General features: G+C 39.9%; 30 protein-coding genes. 17 read left to right on the top strand and 13 right to left on the bottom strand.

Annotated elements, in window-relative coordinates:
- Positions 1-8 precede the first annotated feature (8 nt).
- The 3 genes from dnaE to JK635_RS24695 all read right to left on the bottom strand — a co-directional run bounded on the left by dnaE (position 9) and on the right by JK635_RS24695 (position 4135).
- Positions 9-3332 carry a DNA polymerase III subunit alpha gene (gene dnaE, locus JK635_RS08040; RefSeq protein WP_202653444.1) on the bottom strand — a complete coding sequence of 1108 codons (3324 nt, stop codon included), beginning with the start codon at positions 3330-3332 and terminating at the stop codon, positions 9-11.
- A 146-nt stretch (positions 3333-3478) separates the two neighbouring features.
- On the bottom strand, positions 3479-3994 hold the full coding sequence (locus JK635_RS08035; protein ID WP_202653443.1) for a hypothetical protein: 516 nt from the start codon (positions 3992-3994) through the stop codon (positions 3479-3481).
- A gap of 12 nt (positions 3995-4006) precedes the next feature.
- On the bottom strand, positions 4007-4135 hold the full coding sequence (locus tag JK635_RS24695; RefSeq protein WP_306792922.1) for a hypothetical protein: 129 nt from the start codon (positions 4133-4135) through the stop codon (positions 4007-4009).
- Between the two features lie 207 nt (positions 4136-4342).
- Here JK635_RS24695 and JK635_RS08030 point away from each other — a divergent pair, with 207 nt between their 5' ends.
- Both JK635_RS08030 and JK635_RS08025 read left to right on the top strand, forming a co-directional pair.
- Entirely contained in the window at positions 4343-4885 is a 543-nt protein-coding gene (locus JK635_RS08030) for a hypothetical protein (RefSeq protein ID WP_235887969.1), read from the top strand.
- A 12-nt stretch (positions 4886-4897) separates the two neighbouring features.
- Entirely contained in the window at positions 4898-5173 is a 276-nt protein-coding gene (locus JK635_RS08025) for a hypothetical protein (protein ID WP_202653441.1), read from the top strand.
- Positions 5174-5233: 60 nt separating this feature from the next.
- Here JK635_RS08025 and JK635_RS08020 read toward each other — a convergent pair whose 3' ends face one another.
- The 4 genes from JK635_RS08020 to JK635_RS08005 form a co-directional block, all read right to left on the bottom strand.
- The gene (locus JK635_RS08020; RefSeq protein ID WP_202653440.1) at positions 5234-6364 is read right to left on the bottom strand and encodes a DUF5667 domain-containing protein; all 1131 of its coding nucleotides are present in this window, start codon (positions 6362-6364) and stop codon (positions 5234-5236) included.
- 114 nt (positions 6365-6478) lie between these two features.
- A complete protein-coding gene (locus JK635_RS08015; protein WP_235887968.1) occupies positions 6479-6763 on the bottom strand; it encodes a DUF3784 domain-containing protein in 285 nt (94 codons plus the stop codon).
- 123 nt (positions 6764-6886) lie between these two features.
- Positions 6887-7132 carry a YgiT-type zinc finger protein gene (locus tag JK635_RS08010; protein WP_202653438.1) on the bottom strand — a complete coding sequence of 82 codons (246 nt, stop codon included), beginning with the start codon at positions 7130-7132 and terminating at the stop codon, positions 6887-6889.
- Between the two features lie 224 nt (positions 7133-7356).
- A complete protein-coding gene (locus JK635_RS08005) occupies positions 7357-7779 on the bottom strand; it encodes a DUF4258 domain-containing protein (protein ID WP_202653437.1) in 423 nt (140 codons plus the stop codon).
- A 403-nt stretch (positions 7780-8182) separates the two neighbouring features.
- Here JK635_RS08005 and JK635_RS08000 point away from each other — a divergent pair, with 403 nt between their 5' ends.
- On the top strand, positions 8183-9655 hold the full coding sequence (locus tag JK635_RS08000; RefSeq protein ID WP_202653436.1) for a LysM peptidoglycan-binding domain-containing protein: 1473 nt from the start codon (positions 8183-8185) through the stop codon (positions 9653-9655).
- A gap of 389 nt (positions 9656-10044) precedes the next feature.
- On the opposite strand, the gene JK635_RS07995 is transcribed toward JK635_RS08000, so the two are convergent.
- Positions 10045-10491 (bottom strand): DUF6788 family protein, encoded by a 447-nt coding sequence (locus tag JK635_RS07995; RefSeq protein ID WP_202653435.1) that lies wholly within the window; start codon positions 10489-10491, stop codon positions 10045-10047.
- Between the two features lie 718 nt (positions 10492-11209).
- Between JK635_RS07995 and JK635_RS07990 the strand changes: the two genes are divergently transcribed.
- From JK635_RS07990 to JK635_RS07960, 7 genes are all read left to right on the top strand, one after another.
- Positions 11210-11797, top strand: a complete 588-nt coding sequence (locus JK635_RS07990; protein ID WP_202653434.1) for a hypothetical protein — start codon at positions 11210-11212, stop codon at positions 11795-11797.
- A gap of 121 nt (positions 11798-11918) precedes the next feature.
- Positions 11919-12146: a hypothetical protein gene (locus JK635_RS07985; RefSeq protein ID WP_202653433.1), complete on the top strand. Its 228-nt coding sequence runs from the start codon at positions 11919-11921 to the stop codon at positions 12144-12146.
- A 283-nt stretch (positions 12147-12429) separates the two neighbouring features.
- Positions 12430-12651: a hypothetical protein gene (locus JK635_RS07980; protein ID WP_202653432.1), complete on the top strand. Its 222-nt coding sequence runs from the start codon at positions 12430-12432 to the stop codon at positions 12649-12651.
- Positions 12648-13217 carry a CHC2 zinc finger domain-containing protein gene (locus JK635_RS07975; protein WP_202653431.1) on the top strand — a complete coding sequence of 190 codons (570 nt, stop codon included), beginning with the start codon at positions 12648-12650 and terminating at the stop codon, positions 13215-13217. Before JK635_RS07980 ends, JK635_RS07975 begins: the two co-directional genes overlap by 4 nt.
- 25 nt (positions 13218-13242) lie before the next feature.
- A complete protein-coding gene (locus JK635_RS07970) occupies positions 13243-13410 on the top strand; it encodes a hypothetical protein (protein WP_202653430.1) in 168 nt (55 codons plus the stop codon).
- 117 nt (positions 13411-13527) lie between these two features.
- On the top strand, positions 13528-13860 hold the full coding sequence (locus tag JK635_RS07965) for a single-stranded DNA-binding protein (protein WP_202653429.1): 333 nt from the start codon (positions 13528-13530) through the stop codon (positions 13858-13860).
- Between the two features lie 103 nt (positions 13861-13963).
- Positions 13964-14920 (top strand): putative bifunctional diguanylate cyclase/phosphodiesterase, encoded by a 957-nt coding sequence (locus tag JK635_RS07960; RefSeq protein WP_202653428.1) that lies wholly within the window; start codon positions 13964-13966, stop codon positions 14918-14920.
- A 12-nt stretch (positions 14921-14932) separates the two neighbouring features.
- Here the strand turns inward: JK635_RS07960 and JK635_RS07955 are convergent, their stop codons facing one another.
- The 5 genes from JK635_RS07955 to JK635_RS07935 form a co-directional block, all read right to left on the bottom strand.
- Positions 14933-16054 carry a hypothetical protein gene (locus JK635_RS07955; RefSeq protein WP_202653427.1) on the bottom strand — a complete coding sequence of 374 codons (1122 nt, stop codon included), beginning with the start codon at positions 16052-16054 and terminating at the stop codon, positions 14933-14935.
- A gap of 17 nt (positions 16055-16071) precedes the next feature.
- Positions 16072-16530, bottom strand: coding sequence for a hypothetical protein (locus JK635_RS07950; RefSeq protein ID WP_202653426.1), 459 nt, complete (start codon positions 16528-16530; stop codon positions 16072-16074).
- Positions 16531-16633: 103 nt separating this feature from the next.
- Positions 16634-17050: a hypothetical protein gene (locus JK635_RS07945; RefSeq protein ID WP_202653425.1), complete on the bottom strand. Its 417-nt coding sequence runs from the start codon at positions 17048-17050 to the stop codon at positions 16634-16636.
- Entirely contained in the window at positions 17050-18171 is a 1122-nt protein-coding gene (locus JK635_RS07940; RefSeq protein WP_235887967.1) for a ParM/StbA family protein, read from the bottom strand. Before JK635_RS07940 ends, JK635_RS07945 begins: the two co-directional genes overlap by 1 nt.
- A gap of 154 nt (positions 18172-18325) precedes the next feature.
- The gene (locus tag JK635_RS07935) at positions 18326-18559 is read right to left on the bottom strand and encodes a hypothetical protein (RefSeq protein ID WP_202653423.1); all 234 of its coding nucleotides are present in this window, start codon (positions 18557-18559) and stop codon (positions 18326-18328) included.
- A gap of 759 nt (positions 18560-19318) precedes the next feature.
- On the opposite strand from JK635_RS07935, the gene JK635_RS07930 reads away from it, so the two are divergent.
- The 7 genes from JK635_RS07930 to JK635_RS07900 all read left to right on the top strand — a co-directional run bounded on the left by JK635_RS07930 (position 19319) and on the right by JK635_RS07900 (position 24512).
- Positions 19319-20599, top strand: a complete 1281-nt coding sequence (locus tag JK635_RS07930; RefSeq protein ID WP_368857078.1) for a PhoH family protein — start codon at positions 19319-19321, stop codon at positions 20597-20599.
- Between the two features lie 28 nt (positions 20600-20627).
- Positions 20628-21071 carry a helix-turn-helix domain-containing protein gene (locus tag JK635_RS07925; protein ID WP_202653421.1) on the top strand — a complete coding sequence of 148 codons (444 nt, stop codon included), beginning with the start codon at positions 20628-20630 and terminating at the stop codon, positions 21069-21071.
- The gene (locus JK635_RS07920; protein WP_202653420.1) at positions 21072-21536 is read left to right on the top strand and encodes a hypothetical protein; all 465 of its coding nucleotides are present in this window, start codon (positions 21072-21074) and stop codon (positions 21534-21536) included.
- Between the two features lie 145 nt (positions 21537-21681).
- Complete coding sequence (locus tag JK635_RS07915) at positions 21682-22266, top strand: hypothetical protein (protein WP_202653419.1); 585 nt, start codon at positions 21682-21684, stop codon at positions 22264-22266.
- 209 nt (positions 22267-22475) lie between these two features.
- On the top strand, positions 22476-23447 hold the full coding sequence (locus JK635_RS07910) for a hypothetical protein (RefSeq protein ID WP_202653418.1): 972 nt from the start codon (positions 22476-22478) through the stop codon (positions 23445-23447).
- Between the two features lie 208 nt (positions 23448-23655).
- Positions 23656-24096, top strand: a complete 441-nt coding sequence (locus tag JK635_RS07905) for a hypothetical protein (protein ID WP_202653417.1) — start codon at positions 23656-23658, stop codon at positions 24094-24096.
- A 41-nt stretch (positions 24097-24137) separates the two neighbouring features.
- A complete protein-coding gene (locus JK635_RS07900) occupies positions 24138-24512 on the top strand; it encodes a single-stranded DNA-binding protein (protein WP_202653416.1) in 375 nt (124 codons plus the stop codon).
- Position 24513 lies beyond the last annotated feature (1 nt).

The following is a 24513-nucleotide window of genomic DNA, read 5'->3' as shown; positions in this document are numbered from 1 at the left end:
AGTCCTTTTTAGTGCAAATAGAGTTCATATACTTCTTTTCCTAGCAGTTCCAGTGTTTTTTTGTTTAACCGCACCTTAAAGGTTTGGGCTTCAAGTATCCTTTTCTGTTCATCATAGAATATGACATCTGTGATTCCATTTTCTTGGGAGAGATGCCACTTTAGGGTTTTGGCATGTCCCAAGTGTTTGACTTTGATATACAAAACTTGCCTTCCGGTTAAAACCGTTCTTATGGATTCTACAATGAGTTTTGGATGTTGTTCTTTTGTATCCCATTCCACTTTTCCTTTCACAAGGAGTGGGGTAAACGGTTTGATGTTCTCTTTTACCTCTTCATAGGTTTTCGGAAAGAGAACCACTTCCATTTCACTTGTCTGATCTTCAAGCGTACCAAACGCCATGCGCCTTCCTTTTTTGGTGACAATTTGTTTAATGTTGGTGAAGATTCCGCCAATCGTGACAAATTCTTTGTCGTGGGTGCTGTCCAGTTCCGCAATCGAATGAGTGGTAAACGGCAAAACAATATCCTCACATGCATCCATCGGGTGTCCGCTTAAGACAATCTCAAGGACTCGTTTTTCCTCCTTGAACAATTTCATAGCAGGAGGGTCTGCTTCATATTCCAAAGGCGTTGCCCCAATCATGCCTAGTTCGAAAAAGGACATTTGCCCCTGCTTTTCCCATTCCTGATGTTCTCTTGCTAAATCTAAAAGGTCGGACAAATGGTGAAGAAGCGTTCCGCGGTTTCCTAAATGATCACATGCCCCAGCATATATTAGATTTTCCCATGATTGTTTTGAATAATAATGGGAGGGGATATGTTTCAAATAGTCTTCCAGCGTCTCAAAATCAGGAGAATCTTGAATAGCTTTCGCAAGGTGAACTCCGACATTTCGGACTCCTTTCAGACCAAAACGAATACCAAGACACCCGTTTGACAGCTTCTCCACCGAGAAGACATCCCGCGAATGCATTAAACTTGGAGGGAGAATTGGAATATCCATCCGTTTGCATTCTGCTAAAATGCTGGATAGTTTGTCTGAATCCCCGATCGCAACGGTAAGGTTGGCGGCCATGAACTCAACCGGAAAGTGAGCTTTTAAGTAAGCTGTATCGTAACTGATTACGGCATAGGCAGCGGCGTGGGATTTATTAAAGCCGTAATTAGCAAACCGAACGATGAGATCATAGATTTCGTTTGCTACTTGTTCGTCAATACCGTTTGCAACTGCCCGAGGGACAAAGTTGTTCCGCTCTTGGTCGATCAGTTCTTTCTTCTTTTTTCCAACGGCGCGCCGAAGGACATCTGCTTGACCAAGTGTGTATCCGCAGAGCTGTTGGGCAAGCTGCATGATTTGTTCTTGGTAGACGAGAATTCCCTGTGTACTGGTTAAAATCGGTTTCATGATGGGATGGAGGACTTCAAAAGAGCCTCTCTCTTTGTTCTTGATGTAATCGGGGATGAATTCCATTGGACCTGGCCGGTATAAGGCAAGAACCGCCACGATGTCGTCAAACGAGGTCGGTTTCATATTCCGCAAGGTCTTCTTCATTCCCTCTGATTCCAACTGAAAAACACGCCCGGTGGCACCCTTTTGCAAAAGATCAAATGTTTTTTGATCTCGCCAAGGGATGTCATTCACCGTCAACTTTCGTCCGGTGGTCTCCAAAATGTTTTGGAATGTATAGTCTTCAACGGTCAATGTTTTTAATCCCAAAAAGTCCATTTTAAGGAGTCCGACTTGCTCGATTTCCGACATATCCCATTGGGTAATCATGACGCCATCCTCTTCCTTTAACGGGACGTAAGATTGAACAGGAAGACGGCTGATCACGATGCCTGCCGCATGAACAGAAGTATGTCTTGGTAGACCCTCCAAGATTTCTCCGATTTCAAACAGTTTGGCAATACGATCATCACTTGAGATTTTCTCCTGAAAAAAAGGAAGTTGTTTGGCTTCCGAAAGCGATTCATCGACAATTTCTTTTGACAATTCAGCAGTCTCATGAAAGGAAAGACCCAAAACTCTGCCAATATCTCGTAAAACGGTCTTGGTTCCCATTGTTCCGAAGGTGATGATTTGAGCAACCCTGTCAGCCCCGTATTTTTTCTGAACGTAGGCAACCATTTCTTCCCTCCGGTGATCTGCAAAATCTATATCAATATCCGGCATGGAAATTCTCTCCGGATTTAGGAACCGTTCAAAGAGAAGGTCATGTTCAATCGGGTCTAATCGGTCCGTAATCTCCAAACAGTAAGACACCAAACTTCCTGCAGCTGAACCCCGTCCAGGTCCTACCGAAATGTGAGCAACGTGTTTAGCATAGTGAATGAAGTCCCAAACAATGAGAAAATAGGCAGGAAACCCCATTTTCTTGATGATGTCAATTTCATATTTCAGTCGTTCCTTGTATTCAGGCTTGGGGACAGGAAAACGCTTTTTAAAGCCCTCCCATGCTTGGTATTCGAAATAGGATTCCACAGTATGTCCATTGGGGACGGGAAAATCGGGCAGTCTTCGCTCGGTTGGAATTTGAACTCCTTCGCAGCGTTTGGCAATACGAACCGTGTTTTCCAACGCCTCTTGAAACAGTTTAAATTTTCGGTGCATCGTTTCGGGAGAAGTAAAGTAAAATTCATTGGAATATTGGGTGTACTGTTCCCAAAACGGAGGAGTGTCACCTTGAAGTTGATTAAATACCGAACGGGCGTAAGCGTGTTCCTTTAACAGGTAATGAATGTCGTTTGTGGCAACATAGGAAAGGTCGAACCGCTGTTTGATTTCTTCTACAAAGGAGTGGAATTGACCAAAAAGCAAATCATGTTCTTCCGGAAGCCCATGATAGGCAATCTCCAAAAAGAAGTTGTCCTTGCTAAAAAGGGAAACATATTGTTCTGCTATTTGAAAGGCTTTAACTCGTTTATTTTGCAGTAATGCTTGAAAGATTTCACCGGATACGCCGCCTGAAAGAGCAATTAGCCCTTTTGTGAAAAAAGAAAGTTCTTCTTTAGTGACTTGAGGAAGATTCTTCTTTTTCCCCTTACTGTTTGCATAGGTGACAAGTTTCACCAAATTGGTGTAACCGTCTTGGGTTTCCGCAAGCAGAATAAGAGGGAATCCATCTACAATCACGTTTACCCCAAAAATAGGCGCAATTCCTTCTTTCTTACAGGCTCCTTGAAACCGAAACGCTCCGTACATATTGTGGTGGTCCGTTAAGGCGAGATGTGTCATCCCAAACTCTTTTGCCTTTTTTACGGCCTCCTCGATCCGAACGGTGGAATCTTGCAGACTGTAAGCACTTTGCATTCGTAAATGAACAAATTCCATTCCTTGTTCCTCCTTCTTTTCGAATCATTATTTTTAATTCTAATTCCATTATAACATAATTATTCCTTTGTTCATAATAGTTAGGAAAAATTAGACTTGGATTTTACCAAGTCATTTTAACGTTGCCTATTTAATAGTATTTTTTATCACAACGCTTGCTTGTCGTTTAATCCATCCTGTAATTCCTTCAAGTAGGAAGCCTGTTCAAATGTAGGCAGTCTCTCTGCCCATTTTAGCAAAGAAATACACCGACTGTTAATTTCCGTCATCTTGTCTGGAATGGTTCCCGCTTTGATTTCACAAAGAATTTCTAGTTGTTCGGTCACATCTTTTGGGTCTTCTTCTTTAAAAGGATAATGAATGATGATGGAGAAGAATCCATCCGGTAAATCTGTCACGTCTGGTACTTCATCACAGCCAAATAAGAATACAATCTGGATAATAGGCATTTCCTCGTACCAATGACCGCCGCAACTAAACATGGTTTCGTAGCCTTTTCTTCGCAATTCCATGACGGTTGGAGCAATTACATCGTCTAGTTCTACAACTGAACCTTGTTTACAGTAAGGGCAAGGGCTTTCATCCATGTTAATTGAATGTTTTGCACATTCTATAAACGTATATAAATCTAATTGTTTTTCGCAACGTAAACAAACATACATTTGAAGATCTCCTTATGCTCTTTTTTTTGGTTTTAATCCAAGTCTTTTTGCCGTATCTTCCCCTCCGCGCACCAGGCGCTCCATCTGGGCTTGCGTCAGGTTAGAGTTCTTTTTAGGTTTGGATTTTGTTTTTTTCCACATGTTTCTCTCTCTCCTTTAAAAGGTTCTCTTATTGTTATGATAGTCTTCCCACTTTTTTGTTCTAGTAAACATGCTATCTCATATAAATAAAGCAGGGACGTAATCCCAGAGTCCCTAGCTTCTTTTAGCAGGGAAAAGTGAATCTAAAAATGGAAAAAAATAGTGTTCTAGTTTTGTCCGTCTTAAATAGAAGGGTAGGGTCATATAGTGGAGAACAAGATACGAAAAAGGAAAGTGAGAAGCGATAAAAAAAGAGAAGTTCGTCCGCATATTTCAACCAATCATCGCCTGTGGGTACACCGGCTTTCAAGAATTCTGGACAAGCCCGAAGGGGATACCGGGGTCATGCTTGTGATAGAGGCGCTTACCAGTTCTTCTTGCATGGAGTTTTTTCAATCCTATTTTAGAAGGCCATACCAATTGAATCGAACCACCTTTTTTCCGGCGAACAGGCAAGAATCGCTTGAAGTGTTTTTGCTCATACAAGGGGAAAGGGATCGATTTAAAATGAAATTCACACAAAAACAGATCGCAAATGTGGAGGAATTTCAATATGCACTTGGAACACCATATCTTGCCCATGCGGTGTATGCTTTGCTGAAATTTGCTCTCATGGATGATGATACCATCCAAACAATTGCACCCCATGTGGAGCCTGGGTTGATTCGCAGAATCCCCAATTTAAAAATGAGGGCAGACCAGAAGAAGAGAACAATCTCCAACCAAAACGGCTGGAGCATTTTGAAATAGGAGGAGAAGGCATTGGCTCTGTTTGAAAAGGCAATAGATATGGTGCTAGATGCGATGGATTGGATAGAGGATAAACGAAAAAACCGAACCATGGTCGTGAAACTGTCAAGAAGTGATCATCATAAGTTACAGTTGATTGCGGATGATTTGAATGAATATGTGCAGAGCAACTTTGATATCACTCCCGAATTTGTGGCGACAAGAGTCCTTGAAGTGTTTGTCGAACAAGCCTACGGGGATTCTGTAAAAAAAGTGACCAGGCGCATTATGAGTGATTTTCTAGATTAAATAAAAAAACCACGCCCCTTTACACCCCAAAAGGATGGAAAAGGGATTCGTGGCTTGTTTTTATTGGCTGCCTTTGTCGCTTTCATAGTTTGCTCGATTTTGACTTTCCTGTTCCCGTTTGTTGTTTTCAAAGGCTTCAGCATTTCTCTGCTTGTTGACTTCAAAATCTGTCGAATTTTGTCGCTCCTGTTCTTTCGTGTCGGCTGCAAAGTCGTCAGCATATTTTATTTTTCCTTGGTGATTTCCTCCTAATTGGTCAATCTGTGCATGCTGACCTTTTCGAAGTTCTTCACGGAGCCTTTTCTCTTTATTGATTTGATTTTTTCTTTCTTCGATACCTTGATAGAACTTGTCCTGTTTGGCATTGGTGTCGTCATGGTTTTTTATGCTATCGAGTATCCCTTGACCGCTGCCTTTTGAATTATTCACTTGACCGGTTGCACGGCCTTCCAGTGTACTTTTTTGATTTTTTCCAGTTTGATTAAGGAAGCCCATCAAAGAATTGGCATCTTTATACAACTTATTCCTGTTACGGTTCGACTGTTCTTTTAAGGTAAGCGTCTTTTTCTGCTTCCCGCTCGTCAGATCAAAAGAGGAGGATCCTTTCGTTCCGGCTACTGTCATCGAAACCTTACTTGCTAACTGCCTTCTCATTTCTTTGATGTTCTCGTCGATCGTCTTATTCGTTAATGGATTAGGATTGGATACTTTTGCTAAAACAATTGGAAGGGTCTGAAGATTTTGAGTGAGAGAGTCTTTAATTGGAACTAATTCCGGAGGGAGTGTGGGACCGGCGATGTTGTCGATTGTGGCGGCATCTTCTTTTTGGGCCTCATCCATTTTTTGAAGGGCTTTTTCTTCTGTCTCGACGGCTTTATGAAGCGTTTCAACGGCTCGCTCGTCTTTTCCTTGGTCAATCAATTGATTCGCTTCAGCCACCCGTTCAGCGGAATAGCTGGCTAAAAGTTTAGCTTCCTTGATGGGATTGACGGTCAAAGCCAAATGGATATCCTCTAATAGTCTGTCGGCAAAGTAAAAGAAATCTCCAGGAACCAACCCTGCCTCTTCTGTAAGCACTATGTCGGATTCGTCTGCCAATTTCTTTGCGGATGCAGCTGGGGCAAATACAAACGAAATAGTAAGCACTCCGACTAAAAGGCTTGAAAGGAATGTTTGTTTCTTTTTCAACATTTTCACCTCCTATGGATTCAGTGCTTTGATTATTCAATTATACAGTAAATATTCATATATTCACAATATATAAAAATAAAAAAGGCCCCTAGATTAGAACAGCCCTAATAGAATTCATTTACTTATGTTAACTTTAATAACAAAGATGATTGATAGTATAACTACTGTAATTGCATAGATTACGCCTAAAATATTTCCAACTAACTCTATGAATAGTGATAATCCAAGCGTTAATAAACCAATTATAACGCAAAAAATCCCTCCGTCTCTTGCAAGTTTTTTCTTATCACCTTTAAATTCACTGTCTTGATAACCAGCAATAAGCCATAATTTTTGTTTTTTCCATATAAGATATCCAACAATAAAGAAAATGGCACTTACGGCTATGCCACCAAGCATACGCATACACCTCCTAAATAATTCGTTTATTTACTTTTATATGGATACGTTCTTAACAAGTTGCAGGTTTCATCTGTTATGATCTATGCAATTTTTGCACCCATAAAGGGGCGTGTCTACTTCCTACCTATGCCCTAAAACCTCTTTTACATGAATGTACAAGGCTGGCGGAGAATCAGGGTAGGCTTTCTTTTCTTCCAACAGTTTTTGGATGAGATTCTTTACATCATCCGAAAGAACCGTACTGCCGCAAGTGGAACAAACTTGATAGGGTGTTTCTGTCAAAAAAATCTCAATTCCATCCTTTTTAAAAGAAAGATTCCCCCATTCTTCTTTTCTTAAGGATCCACATTTTTTACATGTTTTCATGTTTTCCCCCCTCAAACATGTTTTTTGAATCTATAAAAACACATCATTAATTTTATTCCGTTTTTTTTCATCATATCATACTTTCTTATATTTGTGTAGGATAATGCCAAATAATTCCGTTATTCTCTAGAAAACTAGGAAAAGGAGAAATTTTCCCCATAATTATTTATTAAACTATTACACTAAAAGGATCATACATAAGGGGGGAGAGAAACTCTCCTAAACTAATCATCGAGGAAATTAAGTTTTTTAAACTGATACTCTTTGCGAAGGGTTTTTAGATTCTCTTCAAAGTATTGAAGGGAAGGGAAGTAAACGGTGACGAACTTGAATTTTCCTGGAGCAACAGCCATCACAACATGAATAATTTTGTTGGTCTTTGTTTTTCCGTAAAATACACGAATTTCATCCGTATTCAGCTTACCTCCATTCAAGGCATAGGTTCCTACTGCGTGCCCTTGGATGATTTCGGCCGTACCATTTTTGAAAATGGAATATACTTCTCCAACTTCCAATTCTCGCTCTTTTAAAGAATCCAAAAAGTGATTCGTGAAGATTACATGCTTGCGATTCCGAATCTGAAAGCAGATATCCTGAAGTTCACGTTCCCATTTCTCTCGATTGTGTAAATGGTTTCTTTTGGTCATAAGGCATTACCTCCTTCTTTGGTTTATTAAGTTTGGCGAATAAAACAGGGAGTGATTTCAATCAAAAAAAAGAAAACCGCCAAACTTTAAGAGTGGTTGGCTCTTAATGGAGAGTTGAATGCCTTTCTATGAGTCAATCGAAAGGTTCAGGACCTCTATTTCCATTAAAACTCTTTTTTTGATAGAAATCAAGTTTTTATTCATATATGAACAAATTATATACTTATATTATAAAGATTCCGTTATTCAAAGTCTATGTTTTTATTACTTTATTTTAAATATTCGCTGTTTATTCCTTTATTCATGTTTGACATCAATCTATTAGACATTATAAAATTATAGTAGAATCGTAGCAAATTGACAAAAAAGGTAAAATTTACGAAAAAGAAGGGGGAATATAGTAATGTTTAAAATTAGCACCAAGTTGTTTTTAGTTTTCACTTTAATTTTTAGCCTTCTATCGTTTTCGGGATTTGAGGAAAGAACGTATGCTAAAACTTCATCCAGTTACTCAACCGTAAATTACTACGTCATGTATAAGGTAAAACATGGAGATACTCTTTCCAAGATTGCAAAAAAGTTTAAAGTCAGTTTGACAGCTTTGAAGAAATCCAATCCAAAATACGCCAAGAAAAAAGTGCGGGCTGGTGTAACTATCAAGATACCAAAACAGAAAAAAGTATTGGTGAAACCAACAAAGAAAGAACCAGAGAAAAAGCAGCCAACGAAAAAGCCATCCAATAAAACATCTGAAAAAAAACCAGTTTCAGGACCATCATCCACGTTTAAAAATCCATCTAAATTTAACGTGAACAATGTAGTATGTTTTAAAGGGAAGGTAGAGGCTTATTACATTAATAAGCAAAATGTAGCATTTGTGAGCTGCACGCCTACTTGGACAAAATCAAAACTGATGGCTTTAGATGCTGACTTTCAAGGGAATGCAATTGGTGAAGAGATTACGGCTTTAAGCATGGTTGTTCTCACCTCTTATTCACCTTCTCAAGCAGGGGATATAACCTTAAGTTTTGAGGAAGAAAAAGGGCGCCCCACTAAATTGATTGGGAATCGTGTCATTAATTTGTACAATGCGGATGTCAACGATCAAGTTGTCAACATGGCGTTCACACTTTCTCATGAATATGGGCATCTTTTTACAACCTATTGGCTTGCGAAGAAGGAAAGACGATATGCAGAGGATCGAACGAATGGTTGGGCAAAGGCAAGAATGTTGAGTGCTTATCCCGTTCTTTGGTCAGATGTTAAAAGGTCGTGGACTCACTACTGGGACCCTTCTGAAATTATGGCCGATGATTACGCTCATTTGTTCGGATCGCCTGTGGCAAGAAAGAACATCCAGTATGTAGATCAAATGAAGCCTTTCGATGTCTCCCTATCCGGTGTCATTGAAAATCAGCAGATTCCTTCTGTTGAAAGCACCAAGATCCGTGAGTACTGGACGAAACTGGCAGGGTTGAAAATTTCAAATCCAACGCCTTTAAAAGCCCCGGAAATTACAGGAATTACGCCATTTACTGTTTACGGAATAACCTTGTATAAGATTCAGTTCACACCTGTTCATAACTCGAATCACCCGACGGTTCAATACTTTGCAAAATGGTCAGATCAAACAGAGCCTGATGCGGCATATTCTTCCAGTCAAACGCCTATTGTGAAGAATCAGTCGAGTGTATCTTTTGAAGCGAAGGATGAAGGAGAATACGTTGTGACTCCTGCAATGCCAGAAGGTAAAGCTGCCATAAGAGTATACGCCTATGATCCAAACACCAAGCAATTTACCTATTCAGAGGCAAAATGGTTTGATTTTTCAAATCCGAATAAACCTGTCGCCATTAAAAATCAGTTTAAATACTAAAAAAAAGGTAGTCCGAAGGACTACTTTTTTATTGTCTTATCGGTAGTTGGTTTTCTGCTCTGTAAGTACCTCCGTAAAATGGAGGAGAGTGGCGTCTCTTTTTGGGTAGAAAAGGGGACACCATTTTTGCACATGCGCTGGCGATGATAAAAGCGATGAGTCCGCTTCCCAAGAACCATTTCGCCAAGAAAAATACGAAAAACCACAAACATGTTCGGATGAAGAACCTCTTTCCCATTCCTATGATGATGCTGAACAGGCTTGCTACAAGCACAATCCAAAACCACGGAGAATGAAGTTTAACCAACAATAGGCTTAAGGAAAAATAGAGAATCCCTTGCACTAGCAAAAATGTTTGCACAAAAAATGGCGACAAAGATTTAAACCCTTTAAACATCCCGGTTCACTTCCTTTCCCTTCATGCGAAAGAGACATGTATCCAAAGTGAGGAAGATTTTTTGTTGCCGCTCGTTGATTTTCACCAAGACCCTCTCTCTTTTGAAGACCTTTTTAGACAACTCTAATTGCTCTTCAAAATAGGGAAGATTTTTGCGGGAGATGTAGCGGGTTTTGATTTTGCCAGTTTTCTCATCACGCCACTGAAGGTGAGGGTATGGTCCATGTTCGTTACGAGTACCGCCACAAGTGCTGCAATTTTTCTTATGGCAGCATATTTTTTTCATAACGATTGTACCCTCCATCCGTTCTTTAACCTTGTCGCGAAGAGTTGGAAGATCTGACAAGATGGTTTGTTTCAAGCTCTCAAGACTTTCGTATTTCTTGCTCAAGTGTTCAATTTGGTGAATCAATTCCTTTGAAATCTCCTTTATTACCATTCTAATTCCCCCTTTTTTTACGTATCCATTTCCTTTATCTTCATGAACAGTCTGGTTGATACTTTTATTTTATTCCAATATTCATGTAAAACTCAATATATTTGTAAAATATTACGTTATTCATTGACAAATAAGAGAGACTTTATATAAAATATAGACAGAAACAGCAAATCCCGTCTATTTGGCTGCCAACTAAATAGATGGGAGGTTGTAGGCCTATCAACCAGAAAGAATTCTTTTCTCTGAAAAGTTGGTCACTCATTAGGAGAAATCGAATTCTACATCTGTTCATTCCAGAAACTCCCTTTTGAAAAGTTGGTCACTCATTAGAAAGGGAATGAGGAAGGAACGGAATCAACCCTCTTCTTTTGTGGACAGTTGGTTACTTTGAAGCAAAAGAGGGGGCATATTCACATTCCCCATTAAGGCGGTTTTACCGCCTCTTATACGCGACTTTTTTAGGCGTCTTTTAAAAACATACGACAACCATCTCGAAAATCATCATTCAATCAAACACCCCATCTTCTTTGGATGGGTCATAGCTGATTGGTGATGTTTATCGTTCTCACGCGACGCATACGAACGAAGAATTGGCTAGGAGATCGTTTTGTGGCCGAGTTCTTATTTTTAAACTCACTCTCAAAACAACATCAGAATCTCCCCCTTTATCGTTTTGAGCAATCAAAACATTTTTGAAAGAAGTTGAGGTGTGAAACAAGTGAATATGTCCTGGAAGAAAAGATTATTGATTACATCCATCTGCCTTTTATCCCTTGTTGGTTGTGACAAAGAAACCCCGAAAGACAAACCCTCTTCCTCTCACCATACTGTCGAAAAAAAATCAAGTGATAAGCAAGCGGTTGTAACAGCTAAAAAATCTGTTCAAATCATGAAAAATCGAGTGAAGTATTTTAACGGGCTTACTCCATATATACAGAAAATAAACAATGACACGATTTATTTTGTGGAAGCGATTGTACTGTTTGCTTCAGAAGACCTTTCGTATGAGGATGCGAGAGGAAGAGTTTCGAAGTATGTATCAGATTTCGGATATGAACTAAAAAAAATTCAAGAGAAAGGAAAATCTCTTCCTCCTGACCAAGAAATCAAAAAGTACCATCAAAAGCTGGTTTCCTCACTGGAAAGCCTTCATGCTACCATGTTGAAAGGAAACAGAGCGATGGGTGTGAGTATAAACGGTGTTGACGAACAGCTTTTAAAAGAAGTGGCCCAAGAATTGAAGGTGAACCACCAAAATTTAACAAACCTAAACAAAGAAGGGGAGAGAATACTGAAGGGGCTATAACAGCCCTTTTCTTGTGAAAAGGTAATAAATAACGTGATAAATATTGAATAACGGAATAATTTATGTTAAAATGGTATTGGTAATAAATCATAACACTTTTTCATAATAAGGAGGAATTTGAATGAAATGGAACAAAAGAATCATGGCGCTTATTGTCGGTGCAAGTGTGGCTGGGGTCGCGTTAATGGGGGCAGCAAGTGCGAACGCCTCGGTTTTAAAAATGCAAAAAGCGGTTGATGTCCCCGGAAAGGTACAATACCTCGCCCCAACCTTGGAAGTTGAAAAAGGCGGTACTCCAGGAGTTCCCTCTAGCGGCCAATCCAGATTAAAACAAATCATTCACCCATAATCCCCTCTGATTTTACATTCCCTAACATATCAAGTATCAAAAAAAGAGAACGGAACCTGTTCTCTTTTTTGACTATATCAAGAAACTCTTTCACTCCGAAGTAAGGACAGAATGACGAATGTGATTTTGTTTAGAAAAGGTCAGGCGCGATTTGAGAGTCGCAGTGGCACTTGAGAGGTAGGGCAAGTGCGGAAAGGGTTTCTTTTTCTAATTCCTTTATGCCTTGTTGGAAAGACACACCATCTTTCAAGTAGCCAACAGGGATTTAAAGGGGGATATGAATATGTTTGTCAAAAGCCATTTGGGGCGCGCCTACATTACAGAAAGCAATGGCCGCTACCGAGTAGAATTGTTGGATCGCCGTGTCGTTTGTTTTGGGGATTCGTTGTCCATTCAACATGGCCGTCTTCTATTGGAAGAAAAAAGGGTTGTTACCTTGTTGCTTGAACAAGTGACGATCATCCCTGCTATTTCATTAACCTTACAGAAGGTGGTCGGACGATGAACATTGACATCATCAAAGAAAAACTAAACATACTCACTCTTGCCTCAAGTGTCACTTCCCTGCAAAAATCTGGCCGTTCTTACAAAGGTCTTTGCCCTTTTCACTCTGAAAAGACACCATCCTTTTATGTATGGCCAAGCACAAACACGTTTAAATGTTTTGGCTGTGGAAAGTCCGGCTCAAGCCTGGATATGTATATGCATATCCACGGAATGTCATTTTCCGAAGCCGTTTCTTTCTGGGAAAGAGAGTTGGGACTTATCTCGAATGATTCGCCAAAACCTAAACGCTATTGCCCATTAAAATCACAGGATTTTCAAAATCTTTCCTTGCATCCGAAAAGCATGCGCGCATTATATGAGGAAGATCGAGAAGGATATTATTTTGTGTTGGGCAATAAAATTCGTGAAAAATGGTTAATCTGGACCAATATGCTCTCTACAATACCGAATGGTCCAAAAGAAATGAAAGAGGTCATCCAAACCTGGAAAGATTACTATTGGAATCTCTGGTTTGAAGCGGTAGTCAAAGATAAGGAAAAATGGCGTACTTCTCATGCTTCCTAAATCTTACAGAAAAGGTGGGATTCAATTGGAATTCATTCATTCTTTAGCAACTGTTGGGGTGGAGGAGGTCTATGATGAAGAACGATTCCTCGCTGAACAAGCCTTCCGAAAACGTCTTTCCTTGGAACATCTTTCTTTTGAGGAAGATTGGAACCTTCGCGATGAATTGGAGAAAAGAGAGTTCGTTTCGTAGCTCTCTTCCTTCTTTATGCATTTTATAGAATATATTGATATTATATGAATAACGTTATATAATTTGAATGTCCCCTATTTTAATATACTAAAGCGAATAAGAAGGAGAGATGTTGGTATGTTAAACAAAGTCATTTTAATCGGAAGAGCGACAAAGGATGCGGATCTTAAATTTACCTCGAATGGAACCGCCGTTGCGAATTTCTCAATTGCTGTTAGGAGAAACTACAAAAATCAACAAGGCGAATATGACACCGACTTTTTTGATATTACAGCGTTCCGTGGATTAGGTGAATCTCTCGGAAATCATTTAAAAAAAGGTCGTCTTGTCAGTGTAGAAGCAAGACTTCAACAAAGTTCCTATGAAAATTCGGAGGGAAGAACAGTTCGCGTCATCGACTTGGTTGCTGACGAAGTCACATACCTTGACAAACCGAAAGAGCAAAATTAGTTCGAGTGAGAAGTCGCTTTTTAGCGATTTCTTTTTATGGGGAAGAAAGAATCGTCTTTCTTCTTTTTTGTTCTCCTCATTTTTTAAAAGAAAGGGTGAAGCCGTGAAAACAAGTACCTTGTTTCATCAAATCCGCATAAAATATCCTGTTCGTTGGGGGCTTTCCTTTATTTTACTATTGGAAATGACCTTCATTGGGATCAAGCTTTTCCGAGGATCCCAAGTTAACTACATATGGGAATCCATTGAAATCATGATTCTGATGTGGGGAATTCTTTTTTGGGAGAATCCAGAAGACTCTCAACAAGAATTGAAGCAAGCCCTAAAGAAGAAAGAATTTGTCCTCTTTTATCAACCGAAGATTGATGTGAAAACCAAACAAATCGTTGGTATGGAAGCCCTCATCCGCTGGCATCACCCGAAAAAAGGGTTACTTTCCCCGATTGAATTCATTCCGCTTGCAGAAAAAACCGGCCTCATTGTCCCGATTGGAAATTGGGCGCTGAAAGAAGCCTGCTGGCAGAACATCAAATGGCAACAGGAAGGCCATCCCCCCTTGAGGGTTGCAGTCAATATCTCGCCGAAACAATTAGCCCCAGATCTTGTCCAAACCATTAAAGATATTTTAGAAGAAACAGGCCTTTCCTCTGAATGCTTGGAAATAGAGGTAACAGAAGGGATGTTGATCGAGTTAAAAGACTCCACCAAAACGATCATTGAAGAAATACGAAAATTGGGGGTGACTGTATCCCTGGATGACTTTGGAACGGGGTATTCCAATATTCAATACTTGCAATCCTTCCATGTAGACAGCTTAAAAATTGACCGATCTTTCATCCAAAATATTGAAACAAGCCCCATTAATCAACGATTAGCTGAAATCATCACCCAGATGGCTCACTCTTTGAATCTATCAGTTGTAGCGGAGGGAGTCGAAACAAAGGAACAGTATGATTTCTTGCAAAGCATCCATTGCGATGAAATTCAAGGATATTACGTTGGAAAACCGGCTTCAGTAAAAGAGTTTTCCACTCTATTCTTCAGCCAAACAAGACCATAAAAAAGATCCCCTTTAAGCGGGAATCTTTTTTTGTGTTTTGAATCCATGCAGAAAAACAATGGTTTGCGCAACATTTTCTTCCATAGAGAATTGTTCGATTTGTACTCCACGGTCTGTAAAGATGAGAGAGGTAATTGTTTGAAACGAATTGAGCGCTTTCACAAAATCGTAAGCAGGAATATCCAGAATATCCGAGTCCCCCATGAAAAAAGGGGAAGTCGTCGAACAAAGTTCTGTATATTCTTCTTGCTTGTATGTGGCAAGTGCGGTAATCCGAAACACATCTTCATCTTGTTCCGCTTTAAAGTTTAGTCGGATGTCAGGGTACTCCAAATGGTGCAAATCCCGATATTTCTTCAAATTTTCAAGCAGCACCTTCTCAAACGGCTTTTTCTTCACAGGGTTCAAATGGAATCGCGTTTCTCTTGTTTTATCAGGCAGACGAACTGGAGGATAGAATCCTGTTTTTCCTTTGATGAATACTTGATGATGTTCGTGTTCGTACAGACCTAATCCGTTATCCTCTAACAGCAGGAGTGCTTTTTTAAATGCAGAAGCCATCTTCACCAGCAGATTAAAGACGGAGGATGGAAACACCATGGGAGACAACAAAGTACCAAACTTGTCCCCAAACCATTCAAAACTCGAAAAATACACACCATTTGTCTGCGAGAAGCGAAAGCCTTCTTCTGTTCCCTGGAGGAACACTTCATTCCGCCAAGACTGGAGCGCACGTATTTCAGGGAAGACGGTTAAAGGTTTGAGGCCTTCCGCAAAAGTTTTCCCGTTTACCTCAATCGGGGTGATAGTGGCTTTTGAATGAGGGAAGGGGACTCCACTCTCAAGCGGAACGGTAAGCCCATTTTCCTGCGAGAGGCTATCTTTTGTTAAAACGATGTCCCACTTTGCCTTTGTTTGTTTTAGCGCCTTCTTTAAAGAAGAAAACGTGTAAGAATTCCTTTTTTCTAGTTCTGTCGCGTGTACTTCCCATTTGACTTCAAAAAGAGGGTGGGATATTTCAACCATGACCGTTTCCGCAGTATGTGGAAGAAACGTCACAATAGCATCTTTTCCATCCTTCATAGAAGGAATGGCATCCAAAAGGTCGGATAATTCCCTTTTTTGCACCTTCATCGTCTTAAACCTCCTTTTTATTGAAGAGCCAGCAATTCGGAAATGAGTTTGGATGCTTCCTTTTTGGTGATATGCTGGAGATTGATGTTCGTCCGGTTATGTTTTTTTGTTAGATACAAAAGGAATTTTATCTGTTTAGGTGTCGCTGCATCGTAGTTCGTTTTTTGGTTGGATGCGGCAGCTTGATTTTTGGGTGGAAGAAATTCAGGGGTCACTTCTTCTTCAAACAGATAGGCTTGATCTTTGTATCGCTCCAGATACTCGTTGACATGGACAATAAAGAGAAGATTCATGTCATGAATTTTCTCCATCATCCATTTGGGATGTTTGCAGTCTTCAAGCCAACAGGTTGTTAATTCTTCCGTTGTAAGATTGTTCTGAAATTCGGGGTTATGGGTGTGAACCCATTTTAAGTAGCTGGACAAGTGAGTTCTCATTTGAATCTGTTGATCTTCGGGTAAAAAATCAAACAACATGTTGAAATCCTCCTTTTAAGAGTAATAATGAGAGACTCCTTCTCACCAATCAATTCCAAGGCATCGAATAAAACAAGTAAAACAAAGAGAGGGAAACCCTCTCTTATTCGTCCTCGTCGTCAAAGAAACTGGCAGCGAGCCGATTGTGAAACTCATGATCCACGTAGAACTCTTCCTCTGTTTCTTGCTTTTGTTTCACCGAGGGTAAAGAGTGAGCGGAAAAGGAAAGGTATTCGTGAGGGGATTGTATCAAACGAAACAGCAGCGCCCCCAACACTTCTTTTGTTTCAGGCAAAGCGAGCCAGGATTTCTCGTTGTCAGTTAAGGAAGAGGGTAGATGGATGGTGACAGGCTCAATATTTTCCTGTTTCGTCCGAAAAGAATGAATGACAAGTTGAGCGATGGTTTTACCTAACACTCCTTTTTCCTTGCATTCATTCAGCCATTGGATGACCTCATTTGGGGTATCTATCGGCAGACGAAACGAAAGAACTTGTCCTTTTGCAATTGGTTTAGTCATTAGGCTGAACGCTTTCTGTTTAAATACATGCGGAGAAGTTTGAAGTAAGCCTTGCAAATCATCCATACACTTTCTTCCGGTTTAACAAATCGAAGCGGAAACTTTTCCTCCTGCCCGTTTAGTTTTTCAATGTAAGGTTTTAAAATGACGCTACCTCCGCCAATCAAATAGGCGACACGGATATGAGGCACTTGATTCCACATTTTGCGGATTAACTTGTATTCTTCTTTGGCTAGTGTCATGAGAACCTCATCTACAATGAATTGAATAGATTCTCGTCTCCCTTTGACCCAAATGACCCCACGCTCTTCTGCATCGGGATGGATGATGGTCTCCACCAATTGTCGACGGCTTCTGAAGCGGTAGCCAAACTTTCTTTCTACCCGTTTGATGATGTCATCGAGGTAAGGGGAGACTCCTTCATTGATTCCTTCTGAATGAAGGTTATCTACGGAACCGTCAGGGTTAATGATGGCAGAATCCGTTGAAAGTCCGCCAATATCGTGAATGAGAGACGTAATTTTGATCAGATCCTCATTTTTGATGGAGCCGTTATCATTGGTGGTTAAGTCAATCATGGCCGCATGGCCTTCTGTATTGACCAAGACTTCTTCCAAGGTAATCTGAACTTCTTTCCCTGCTACTTCCGGTACATCCAAAAACCGGACGATATGAGTGGCGCTCTTTAGTTTTTCTTTGAATTCCTTCCTTTTTCCTTTTTGTTTCGCTTCATCAAGTGGAAGACCGGTGGAAAGATGGTAATGGGCTTCAATGAGGCCGTTTTTCTCTGGAAAGTTTAACACAGCATCATAGGCAAGGGTCGTCAAGAGGAGAATGAGGGATTGATCGTTGTTGGATTTTTCGCTGTCAGAGGTAAGTTCATCATTGTTCGGGTATCCAGTAGCAAGATTCCCGACGGCATAGCATCCTTTTTCTTTCTTTAAAGCAGAAGAAGTGATTTCTACATGCAGGCCGTCTAACATGTTTTTCTCCAGCTCTACATAGTCACGGGATGCACCTATTTCAGCGATGACGTTTGGAATGTAAATCAAGTTGGTTCCATTAAAGGCTTTGACGGCATCATTTCCAATATCCACAGCAGCAAGTCTTACTTTTTGCAAAACAATTCCTCCTTTTAAATGGTACACAAAAGGTATACATTTTTTGGGGTAACAAAGAAAAAAAGTATACGTTGTGTCTACGTTAGCTGCAAAAGAAAGAGCTGGTCTTTTCAGCTCCATAAGACGTTTTGTTTGCTAAAAATCGTTGTACGTCTTATTCAAATATGGATTCGTCAACGGGTTCTCCTTCAGAAATGATCGCTTCTATTTCGATTTCCCATTCGTTTTCATTTACTTGAAGAATTCTTCCTGTTACTACATCGCCTGGTTGTAGCGATCTGAATTTATGAATATTTGAAATGGAAAATACAGTCAACGTGTCCATTTCTATGACTTCGTATATTCGATCTTCATTATTGAGCCGATAAACCTTAAAGGTTTTAGACATGTCTTATTCCCCCTTCTTCCTTCGAATAATGAAATCTTTAAACTAATATAAGTTTATCATGAATAACGTTATAATACAAGAAAATAAGATGTTTATTAAGAATAAATAAATTAATTGTTTTTTAAATCCCGCCTTCCTTTCAGTGGATTCTTCTATGTTCATTTAAAAATCAGGGCTTTAGCTGGATAAATGGAGGGGAAATCTCTTGTAATCCTGAATTATCACGATTTTAATAAGATTTTATAGGAATTTCCCTATCTTCCTTGGGGCGGGCAGCGGCTGGTTAAAATGAATTGGGGAAGAAGTAGAAAGGGTAAGAATGCGTAAGAAAAAACAGAAAAGAGAAAGAAAAAAGGCTCAAAAACCTTCAAAAATCGCAAAAAAAAAGGATTATAGGGAAATAGTCGGGAGTTTGCCTGTGAACGCTCCGAAGTTTTGAGGATGATAGATTATTCTATAAGAAGGAATAGTGGAATCCAGAAAAGAAAGGGCTTCCATTCTCTTTGTTTAAAACATTAAAACAGGGAGGCCTGTACCCAGCCTTCTTTGTAAACTGGAAAATATTAGTGTTCTAGTTTTGTCCGTCTTAAATAGAAGGGTAGGGCGTTTTATTATCTCCAGAGGGGGAACAGAGCAAGAAGAGAAGACTTTAAAAATAATTGAATTTATAATGAATTACGTAATATAATTGCTGTATAGTAATCCTTTAAAGGTAAGCATTTCTATTCAAAACACTATCTAGCAGGAAGGAAGAGAGTGGTGAAAAAGATTTTTGTACCAGATACAAATGTATTAGTTCATGATCCTAAAAGCCTGTTCTCCTTTGAAGATAACGATTGCGTAATTCTGCCGCCGGTCCTGGATGAAATGGATCGCATGAAAGGGAGGGGAGGAAGCGCCGGCTATTCTGCACAGGAGTTTTGGAAATCCCTTGAAGATCTCATGGAACCAATTGAACCCGAAATTCATTCGGACGGGACTAGCTGTATGACCATTACACTTCCGTCAGGAGGAAGAGTCTTGGTATATGACCATCCGAAGATCCGCAAGATGTATTGTGATGACTATCTATTAAAATGGGTAAAAGAACATGAAGGCTCGATTCTGGTGACAAGAGACCGGCCGCTTCGCATCAGAGCAAAAATGAACAACATTCCAAAAGCTGACTACTTAAATGACCGTGTGACAAAGATCTATTCAGGCTTTCGAGAGTTGCTGGTGAGTGATAAGGACATCTGTCGATTTTACCAAAAAGGATTCCTTGAAGCCCCGGAAGATGCTTTCCCTCATCAGTTGTTTCAGCTCGTGAATGATACAAATTTCAAGCAGACCGCCCTATCCATCTATAAACGCGGAAAACTACTCCCTCTTCATCCTTGTCCGGAAATGCCAATCAAACCGAGAAATCGCGCACAACAAATGGCTCTATCTCTACTTTTTGATCCTGACATTAAACTTGTTACCCTCATTGGCGGTGCGGGTTCTGGAAAAACACTGCTTTCCCTTCTTGCTGGACGCAAGCAGACGAAAAACGGAGACTTTCGCTCTATGCTTCTGACCCGCCCCCTTTCCCCTCTTGGAAAAGACGTAGGGTACCTGCCGGGGGAGAAGAAAGAAAAGCTGCTGCCATGGATGGGGCCTTTCATTGACAATTACCGGAAAATTGAGCAAAAAAAAGGGGAATACCAGACCCCCGCTCAATTGTATGAAAGGATGACGGAAGACGGGTACATTGAAATCGAAGCGATTACCTATATTAGAGGACGTACTCTCTATGAACAATTCATCATCGTGGATGAAGCGCAAAACTTAACCCCCCATGAAGCAAAAGCCATCTTAACCCGCGTTGGGGAAGGCTCCAAAATCATCTTGGCTGGAGACCCCACCGATAATCAGATCGACAATCCCTTCCTTACTCCCTATTCCAACGGTCTAGTATACACAGCTGAACGCATGAAACACAGCACGCTTTCTGCACACTTGCAGTTTGAAAAAACAGAACGTTCGTCTTTGGTAGAAGAAATCGTTCAAAGATTGTAATGAAAGAACACAGAAAGGAAAGAACAACATGTCTGTAAAAACCATCCTAACACCTGAAATATTTAGTCAATCATTAAAAAATGGCTTATCCGTTGAAGCCGTTGTCAAAGGAATCTGCTCCCGATCGAGAGGGTATCAGCTATTGAAGGAATATGAGCGGGACCATCCGGAATTATTTCCGAAAAAGAAAACTATCACAAAAGAAGAACTGTCCCGCCAGTTGGAACGATCAACCCTTCAAGAGACCGCCCAATTTTTTTCTGTTTCAGTCAATACACTGAAATCTCGTATGAAGCAGTTTGGTCTAAAAAAAAGAACTATTAAAAACATTCTCACCCCGGAAGTGGTTCAGGAATTGGTTAAAACGAAATCAGACCAAGAAATTGCGGATGAATTCCATTGTTCCATCCATACGGTCATGAAAATTCGCTATGACCATCACATCTATCGCAGGAAAGAAAGGAGGGATTGAATGAAAAAATGGATAGCTGGCGGCGTTCTTTTAGCCATGTCGATTTCCTTGCTAGGCGGTTGTTCAGAACAGCTCCGGTACGGAGAGCAGATCAACAGCCAAAACGTCATTGATACCAGCCGTACACAAGATGAAGTAGTGGCAGATATTTTGCGAAATGCTAACCCCATCATGAGCATTCTCATGAACGGAGAAACGAACACCTTCAGCGAGGCCCAACTTGAATCAATGCTAACAACAGAAATGGAACGAACACAAAAAGCAATCAATAAACTGGAACAGTACCGCCAACCGGACAGTTTGAATAGAGAGACCAAGCAAACCTTCCAGGCGCTTGTAAATTACAAATCCGCCCTATTGTTTTTGCGAGAAAGAGTAAAAAAAGGAGAACCTGCGGATGCAGAAGTGAAACAACTGGTAGAAGCGATCAATATTTTGCAATCCTCTCATTTTGTTAAGCCGTAAAAGAAGAGAGAGCGTCTCTCTTCTTTTGTTATTATTTAAAAATATAAGTGTTACTAATATTTTTCTTGATTAATTTTGAATAACGTTATATTATAAGAATATAGTGATAGTTATCAAAAATTCGACAATGTAGGAGTGTTTTTACATGGGAGAAACAATAATATTGGCACATTCTATTCAATTGAATGAGGGAAGACGAAAAACTACAAACAATCTTGTCTCGTTTCAAAATGCACGAATACCAAGACAACGGGATCGCCTGATTAACAAACTGATTCAACTTGGATGGAGCACGTGGGAAGACGACGGGGATATTTTCTTCGCTAAACATTTGCTGAATCCACTAACTCAAAAACGAAACACAATCTTGCAAATCGTGAGTTCGCCTCATATCGGCACAGGGCTTTACCTAATTAAAACAAGCAGGAATAAGTTTTGCATTCGGGAAGTCTATAATGCAAAAGCAAAGGAAAAACAAATAAAACTACTTTGCTACGAACTGGATGCATTTCCTGTTGAAAGTAACGCTGTTTTTGCCACAGTTGAGGAAATGGGGAAAGAATCGTTTTTCGAGTTTCTTTTGGATCGTGGGTTTCTCACACAGGAAGAACTGACGTTTTTTGAAACAGATAAAAACAAACGAAAAAAACTCGCCTCATCACTCCCTCATATCATTCTTGAAGAGTTGTCAGGGGATAACATGCCTGGACAGTTTGAAGGACTCATATAGCACGAAAAACCCCAATTGATTGGGGTTTTTTCTGTGTTTTTTGAAGGGTTACATATATTCTTTATTGAAAACGGGAATTTTTATCCTAAATCATTGAATTTTTTTGTATAACCATCTATAATATGAATATATGAATAAAAATATAAAAACCAGAAAAAAATGAACATATTGCGCTTGGTTAAAATAAACGAAAAAGGAAGGGAGAAGTTATGCCAGCTATTAAACGGAATACCCCAACCATTTCAGTAAAAAAAATATTAAAATTATCCCCTAAAGAGATTTCAAAGGTGCATCCAGACAATTTTGTACCCATACGAGCGAAGGACATAGCACATTTTACAGAAGAACAAATTTTAGCCTTTACACCTGAACAAATTAAAACATTAAGACCTATTTCGTTTAGTGAAGTGGATATCAAAGTATTAGAGAAATTATTGAATCATTTAGAACAAACCATTCCGAACGAACCTTATGATAGAGTGGTTAAAAAAGTAATCAATCCCCAAGGAAAAGAAGTAGAACGTGCGTTTTATGGGGCAAAAGAAACCATTCGTCTTGCTATTCCAAAAGCAAAAAAAATGCAGGAAGAGAAAAGAAAATGGGAAAAACTCCGCCAGCAAGACGGCCTGATCACAAGAGATCACATACTCGCCGATGTGGTAGCAGCGAAACTAGACATTTCCGTTCGTTTTCTATATATGTTGTCAGAACCAAGAGTAGATAATGAAACAGGGGAAACCATTCCCGCAGAAATCATCATTCAAAAGGAATCGAATAAGTTAGTCTGCTTAAAACAGTCGGTGATTGATTATTTAAACCGCCAAAGAGTCCCTGGAGCAAAATTAGATGAATATGGGAATCCTATTTTGCAACCAAAGGAACTTGATAAGGCAAAACCAAATTTAAAAAATTATGTGCCTGTCGACTTAAAGCCGTTGACAGACATTCCTATATTATATTCGGTTGAACATTTCGCCGAAAGATTGGAGATGAATGCCAGAAGTTTTATCCGCAACTGCAATCTAGGACAATATGATCATTTCCGCATTGGAAGTGTCCTAAAAATGAGTGAAGAAGACTTTGAACGCTCCATTAAGCGCCGGACAGAAGTGGCAATCAAGGCGTCCGAATCCAAAGGCAGAAAACCAAGAGTGGAAAAATTGGTTTCAAACGGAGAGTAATGTATTATGGGGCGGATTTCCCTGTTCCGCCCGTTTTCTTTTTCTTTGTATCCCACCTTTTTTAATCCTTCTTTCTTTTCTTGTATTTCCTATCTTTTTTTCTTTTCATTGTTTCTTAAACTTTTCTAAATTTTATTCACCATTCCCTCTTTTCTCTTTTTATGGGGCATGCCCCCGTCTTTTCATTCCTCTACAAAGGAGAGATTCCATGCAAAAAGCATTTTTTCGCCATCGTACGAAATTAAGCGTCATCGTCGTTTTCACCCTAGCTATTTCCCTCGTGCTTTCAGCCTGCGACACTAAAGAAGACCCCAATTTAAAACCATTTGCTAAAGAGTACACAGAAAATCTCATGAAAGGAAACTGGTCCAGGGTTGCAAAAGACTCTACAGGAGAACAGTTGAGTGTATTTCTTCTGTTAAGTGATCAGTTATCTCAAACGGAGTTTACCTCTGACGTGCGATTGGTCAAAGTTTTGAAAACGACTATGATCGATGACACGACTGCCACCGCCCTTGTGCATGTAGTACGGGATATGGAAGTTGAGAAATACGGACGTATCACTGATGACAGGCAAATCCTGTTGTCGCTGCAAAAGGTGGATAAAGACTGGAAAGTGTACAGAACGGATGTTGTGTTTGAGAAGTAAAATGAACCACAAAAACATACGAAAAAAAGGAGAGGTAAAAAATGGCAAAATGTAATTCAGTATTCTTGTTAGGTTCCCTATGTAGTGATGTAGATTTTCGGATTCTGCCTAAAAGCGGGGTCAGCTATGCCAAATATCAATTGGCCATCAACCGGGATAAAGGAAAAGGCACCGATTACCCGTGGGTATGCAGTTTTGGAAAGCAAGCCGAGTCGGATGCCGTTCATTTAAGAAAATCGAGCCAATGCCTTGTACGCGGCAGAATTCAGACAAGAGAGTTCAAGCAACCCCTCCATTGCCCCAACTGTCAACATGAATGGGAAAAAGAATCAGTAGCGACGGAAGTCGTGGCGGATAATGTCGAATATCTAAACAATTGTTACTTTCCTGAACAGGAAGAAAAAGAGGTCAATTAAG

It is taken from the genome of Neobacillus paridis (assembly GCF_016765675.1).
GTDB classification, from domain to species: Bacteria; Bacillota; Bacilli; order Bacillales; family Cytobacillaceae; genus Neobacillus; species Neobacillus paridis.
The sequence above is the reverse complement of the archived record's forward strand: the minus strand, read 5'-3'. Positions and strand labels throughout refer to the sequence as shown.

Bases quoted from the DNA above. Each gene is read 5' to 3' on its own strand.
- dnaE (WP_202653444.1), bottom strand. From the start codon at position 3,332: ATGGAATTTGTTCATTTACGAATGCAAAGTGCTTACAGTCTGCAAGAT.
- JK635_RS08035 (WP_202653443.1), bottom strand. From the start codon at position 3,994: ATGTATGTTTGTTTACGTTGCGAAAAACAATTAGATTTATATACGTTT.
- JK635_RS24695 (WP_306792922.1), bottom strand. From the start codon at position 4,135: ATGTGGAAAAAAACAAAATCCAAACCTAAAAAGAACTCTAACCTGACG.
- JK635_RS08020 (WP_202653440.1), bottom strand. From the start codon at position 6,364: ATGTTGAAAAAGAAACAAACATTCCTTTCAAGCCTTTTAGTCGGAGTG.
- JK635_RS08015 (WP_235887968.1), bottom strand. From the start codon at position 6,763: ATGCTTGGTGGCATAGCCGTAAGTGCCATTTTCTTTATTGTTGGATAT.
- JK635_RS08010 (WP_202653438.1), bottom strand. From the start codon at position 7,132: ATGAAAACATGTAAAAAATGTGGATCCTTAAGAAAAGAAGAATGGGGG.
- JK635_RS08005 (WP_202653437.1), bottom strand. From the start codon at position 7,779: ATGACCAAAAGAAACCATTTACACAATCGAGAGAAATGGGAACGTGAA.
- JK635_RS08000 (WP_202653436.1), top strand. From the start codon at position 8,183: ATGTTTAAAATTAGCACCAAGTTGTTTTTAGTTTTCACTTTAATTTTT.
- JK635_RS07995 (WP_202653435.1), bottom strand. From the start codon at position 10,491: ATGGTAATAAAGGAGATTTCAAAGGAATTGATTCACCAAATTGAACAC.
- JK635_RS07985 (WP_202653433.1), top strand. From the start codon at position 11,919: ATGAAATGGAACAAAAGAATCATGGCGCTTATTGTCGGTGCAAGTGTG.
- JK635_RS07980 (WP_202653432.1), top strand. From the start codon at position 12,430: ATGTTTGTCAAAAGCCATTTGGGGCGCGCCTACATTACAGAAAGCAAT.
- JK635_RS07975 (WP_202653431.1), top strand. From the start codon at position 12,648: ATGAACATTGACATCATCAAAGAAAAACTAAACATACTCACTCTTGCC.
- JK635_RS07965 (WP_202653429.1), top strand. From the start codon at position 13,528: ATGTTAAACAAAGTCATTTTAATCGGAAGAGCGACAAAGGATGCGGAT.
- JK635_RS07955 (WP_202653427.1), bottom strand. From the start codon at position 16,054: ATGAAGGTGCAAAAAAGGGAATTATCCGACCTTTTGGATGCCATTCCT.
- JK635_RS07950 (WP_202653426.1), bottom strand. From the start codon at position 16,530: ATGTTGTTTGATTTTTTACCCGAAGATCAACAGATTCAAATGAGAACT.
- JK635_RS07945 (WP_202653425.1), bottom strand. From the start codon at position 17,050: ATGACTAAACCAATTGCAAAAGGACAAGTTCTTTCGTTTCGTCTGCCG.
- JK635_RS07935 (WP_202653423.1), bottom strand. From the start codon at position 18,559: ATGTCTAAAACCTTTAAGGTTTATCGGCTCAATAATGAAGATCGAATA.
- JK635_RS07925 (WP_202653421.1), top strand. From the start codon at position 20,628: ATGTCTGTAAAAACCATCCTAACACCTGAAATATTTAGTCAATCATTA.
- JK635_RS07920 (WP_202653420.1), top strand. From the start codon at position 21,072: ATGAAAAAATGGATAGCTGGCGGCGTTCTTTTAGCCATGTCGATTTCC.
- JK635_RS07915 (WP_202653419.1), top strand. From the start codon at position 21,682: ATGGGAGAAACAATAATATTGGCACATTCTATTCAATTGAATGAGGGA.
- JK635_RS07910 (WP_202653418.1), top strand. From the start codon at position 22,476: ATGCCAGCTATTAAACGGAATACCCCAACCATTTCAGTAAAAAAAATA.
- JK635_RS07905 (WP_202653417.1), top strand. From the start codon at position 23,656: ATGCAAAAAGCATTTTTTCGCCATCGTACGAAATTAAGCGTCATCGTC.
- JK635_RS07900 (WP_202653416.1), top strand. From the start codon at position 24,138: ATGGCAAAATGTAATTCAGTATTCTTGTTAGGTTCCCTATGTAGTGAT.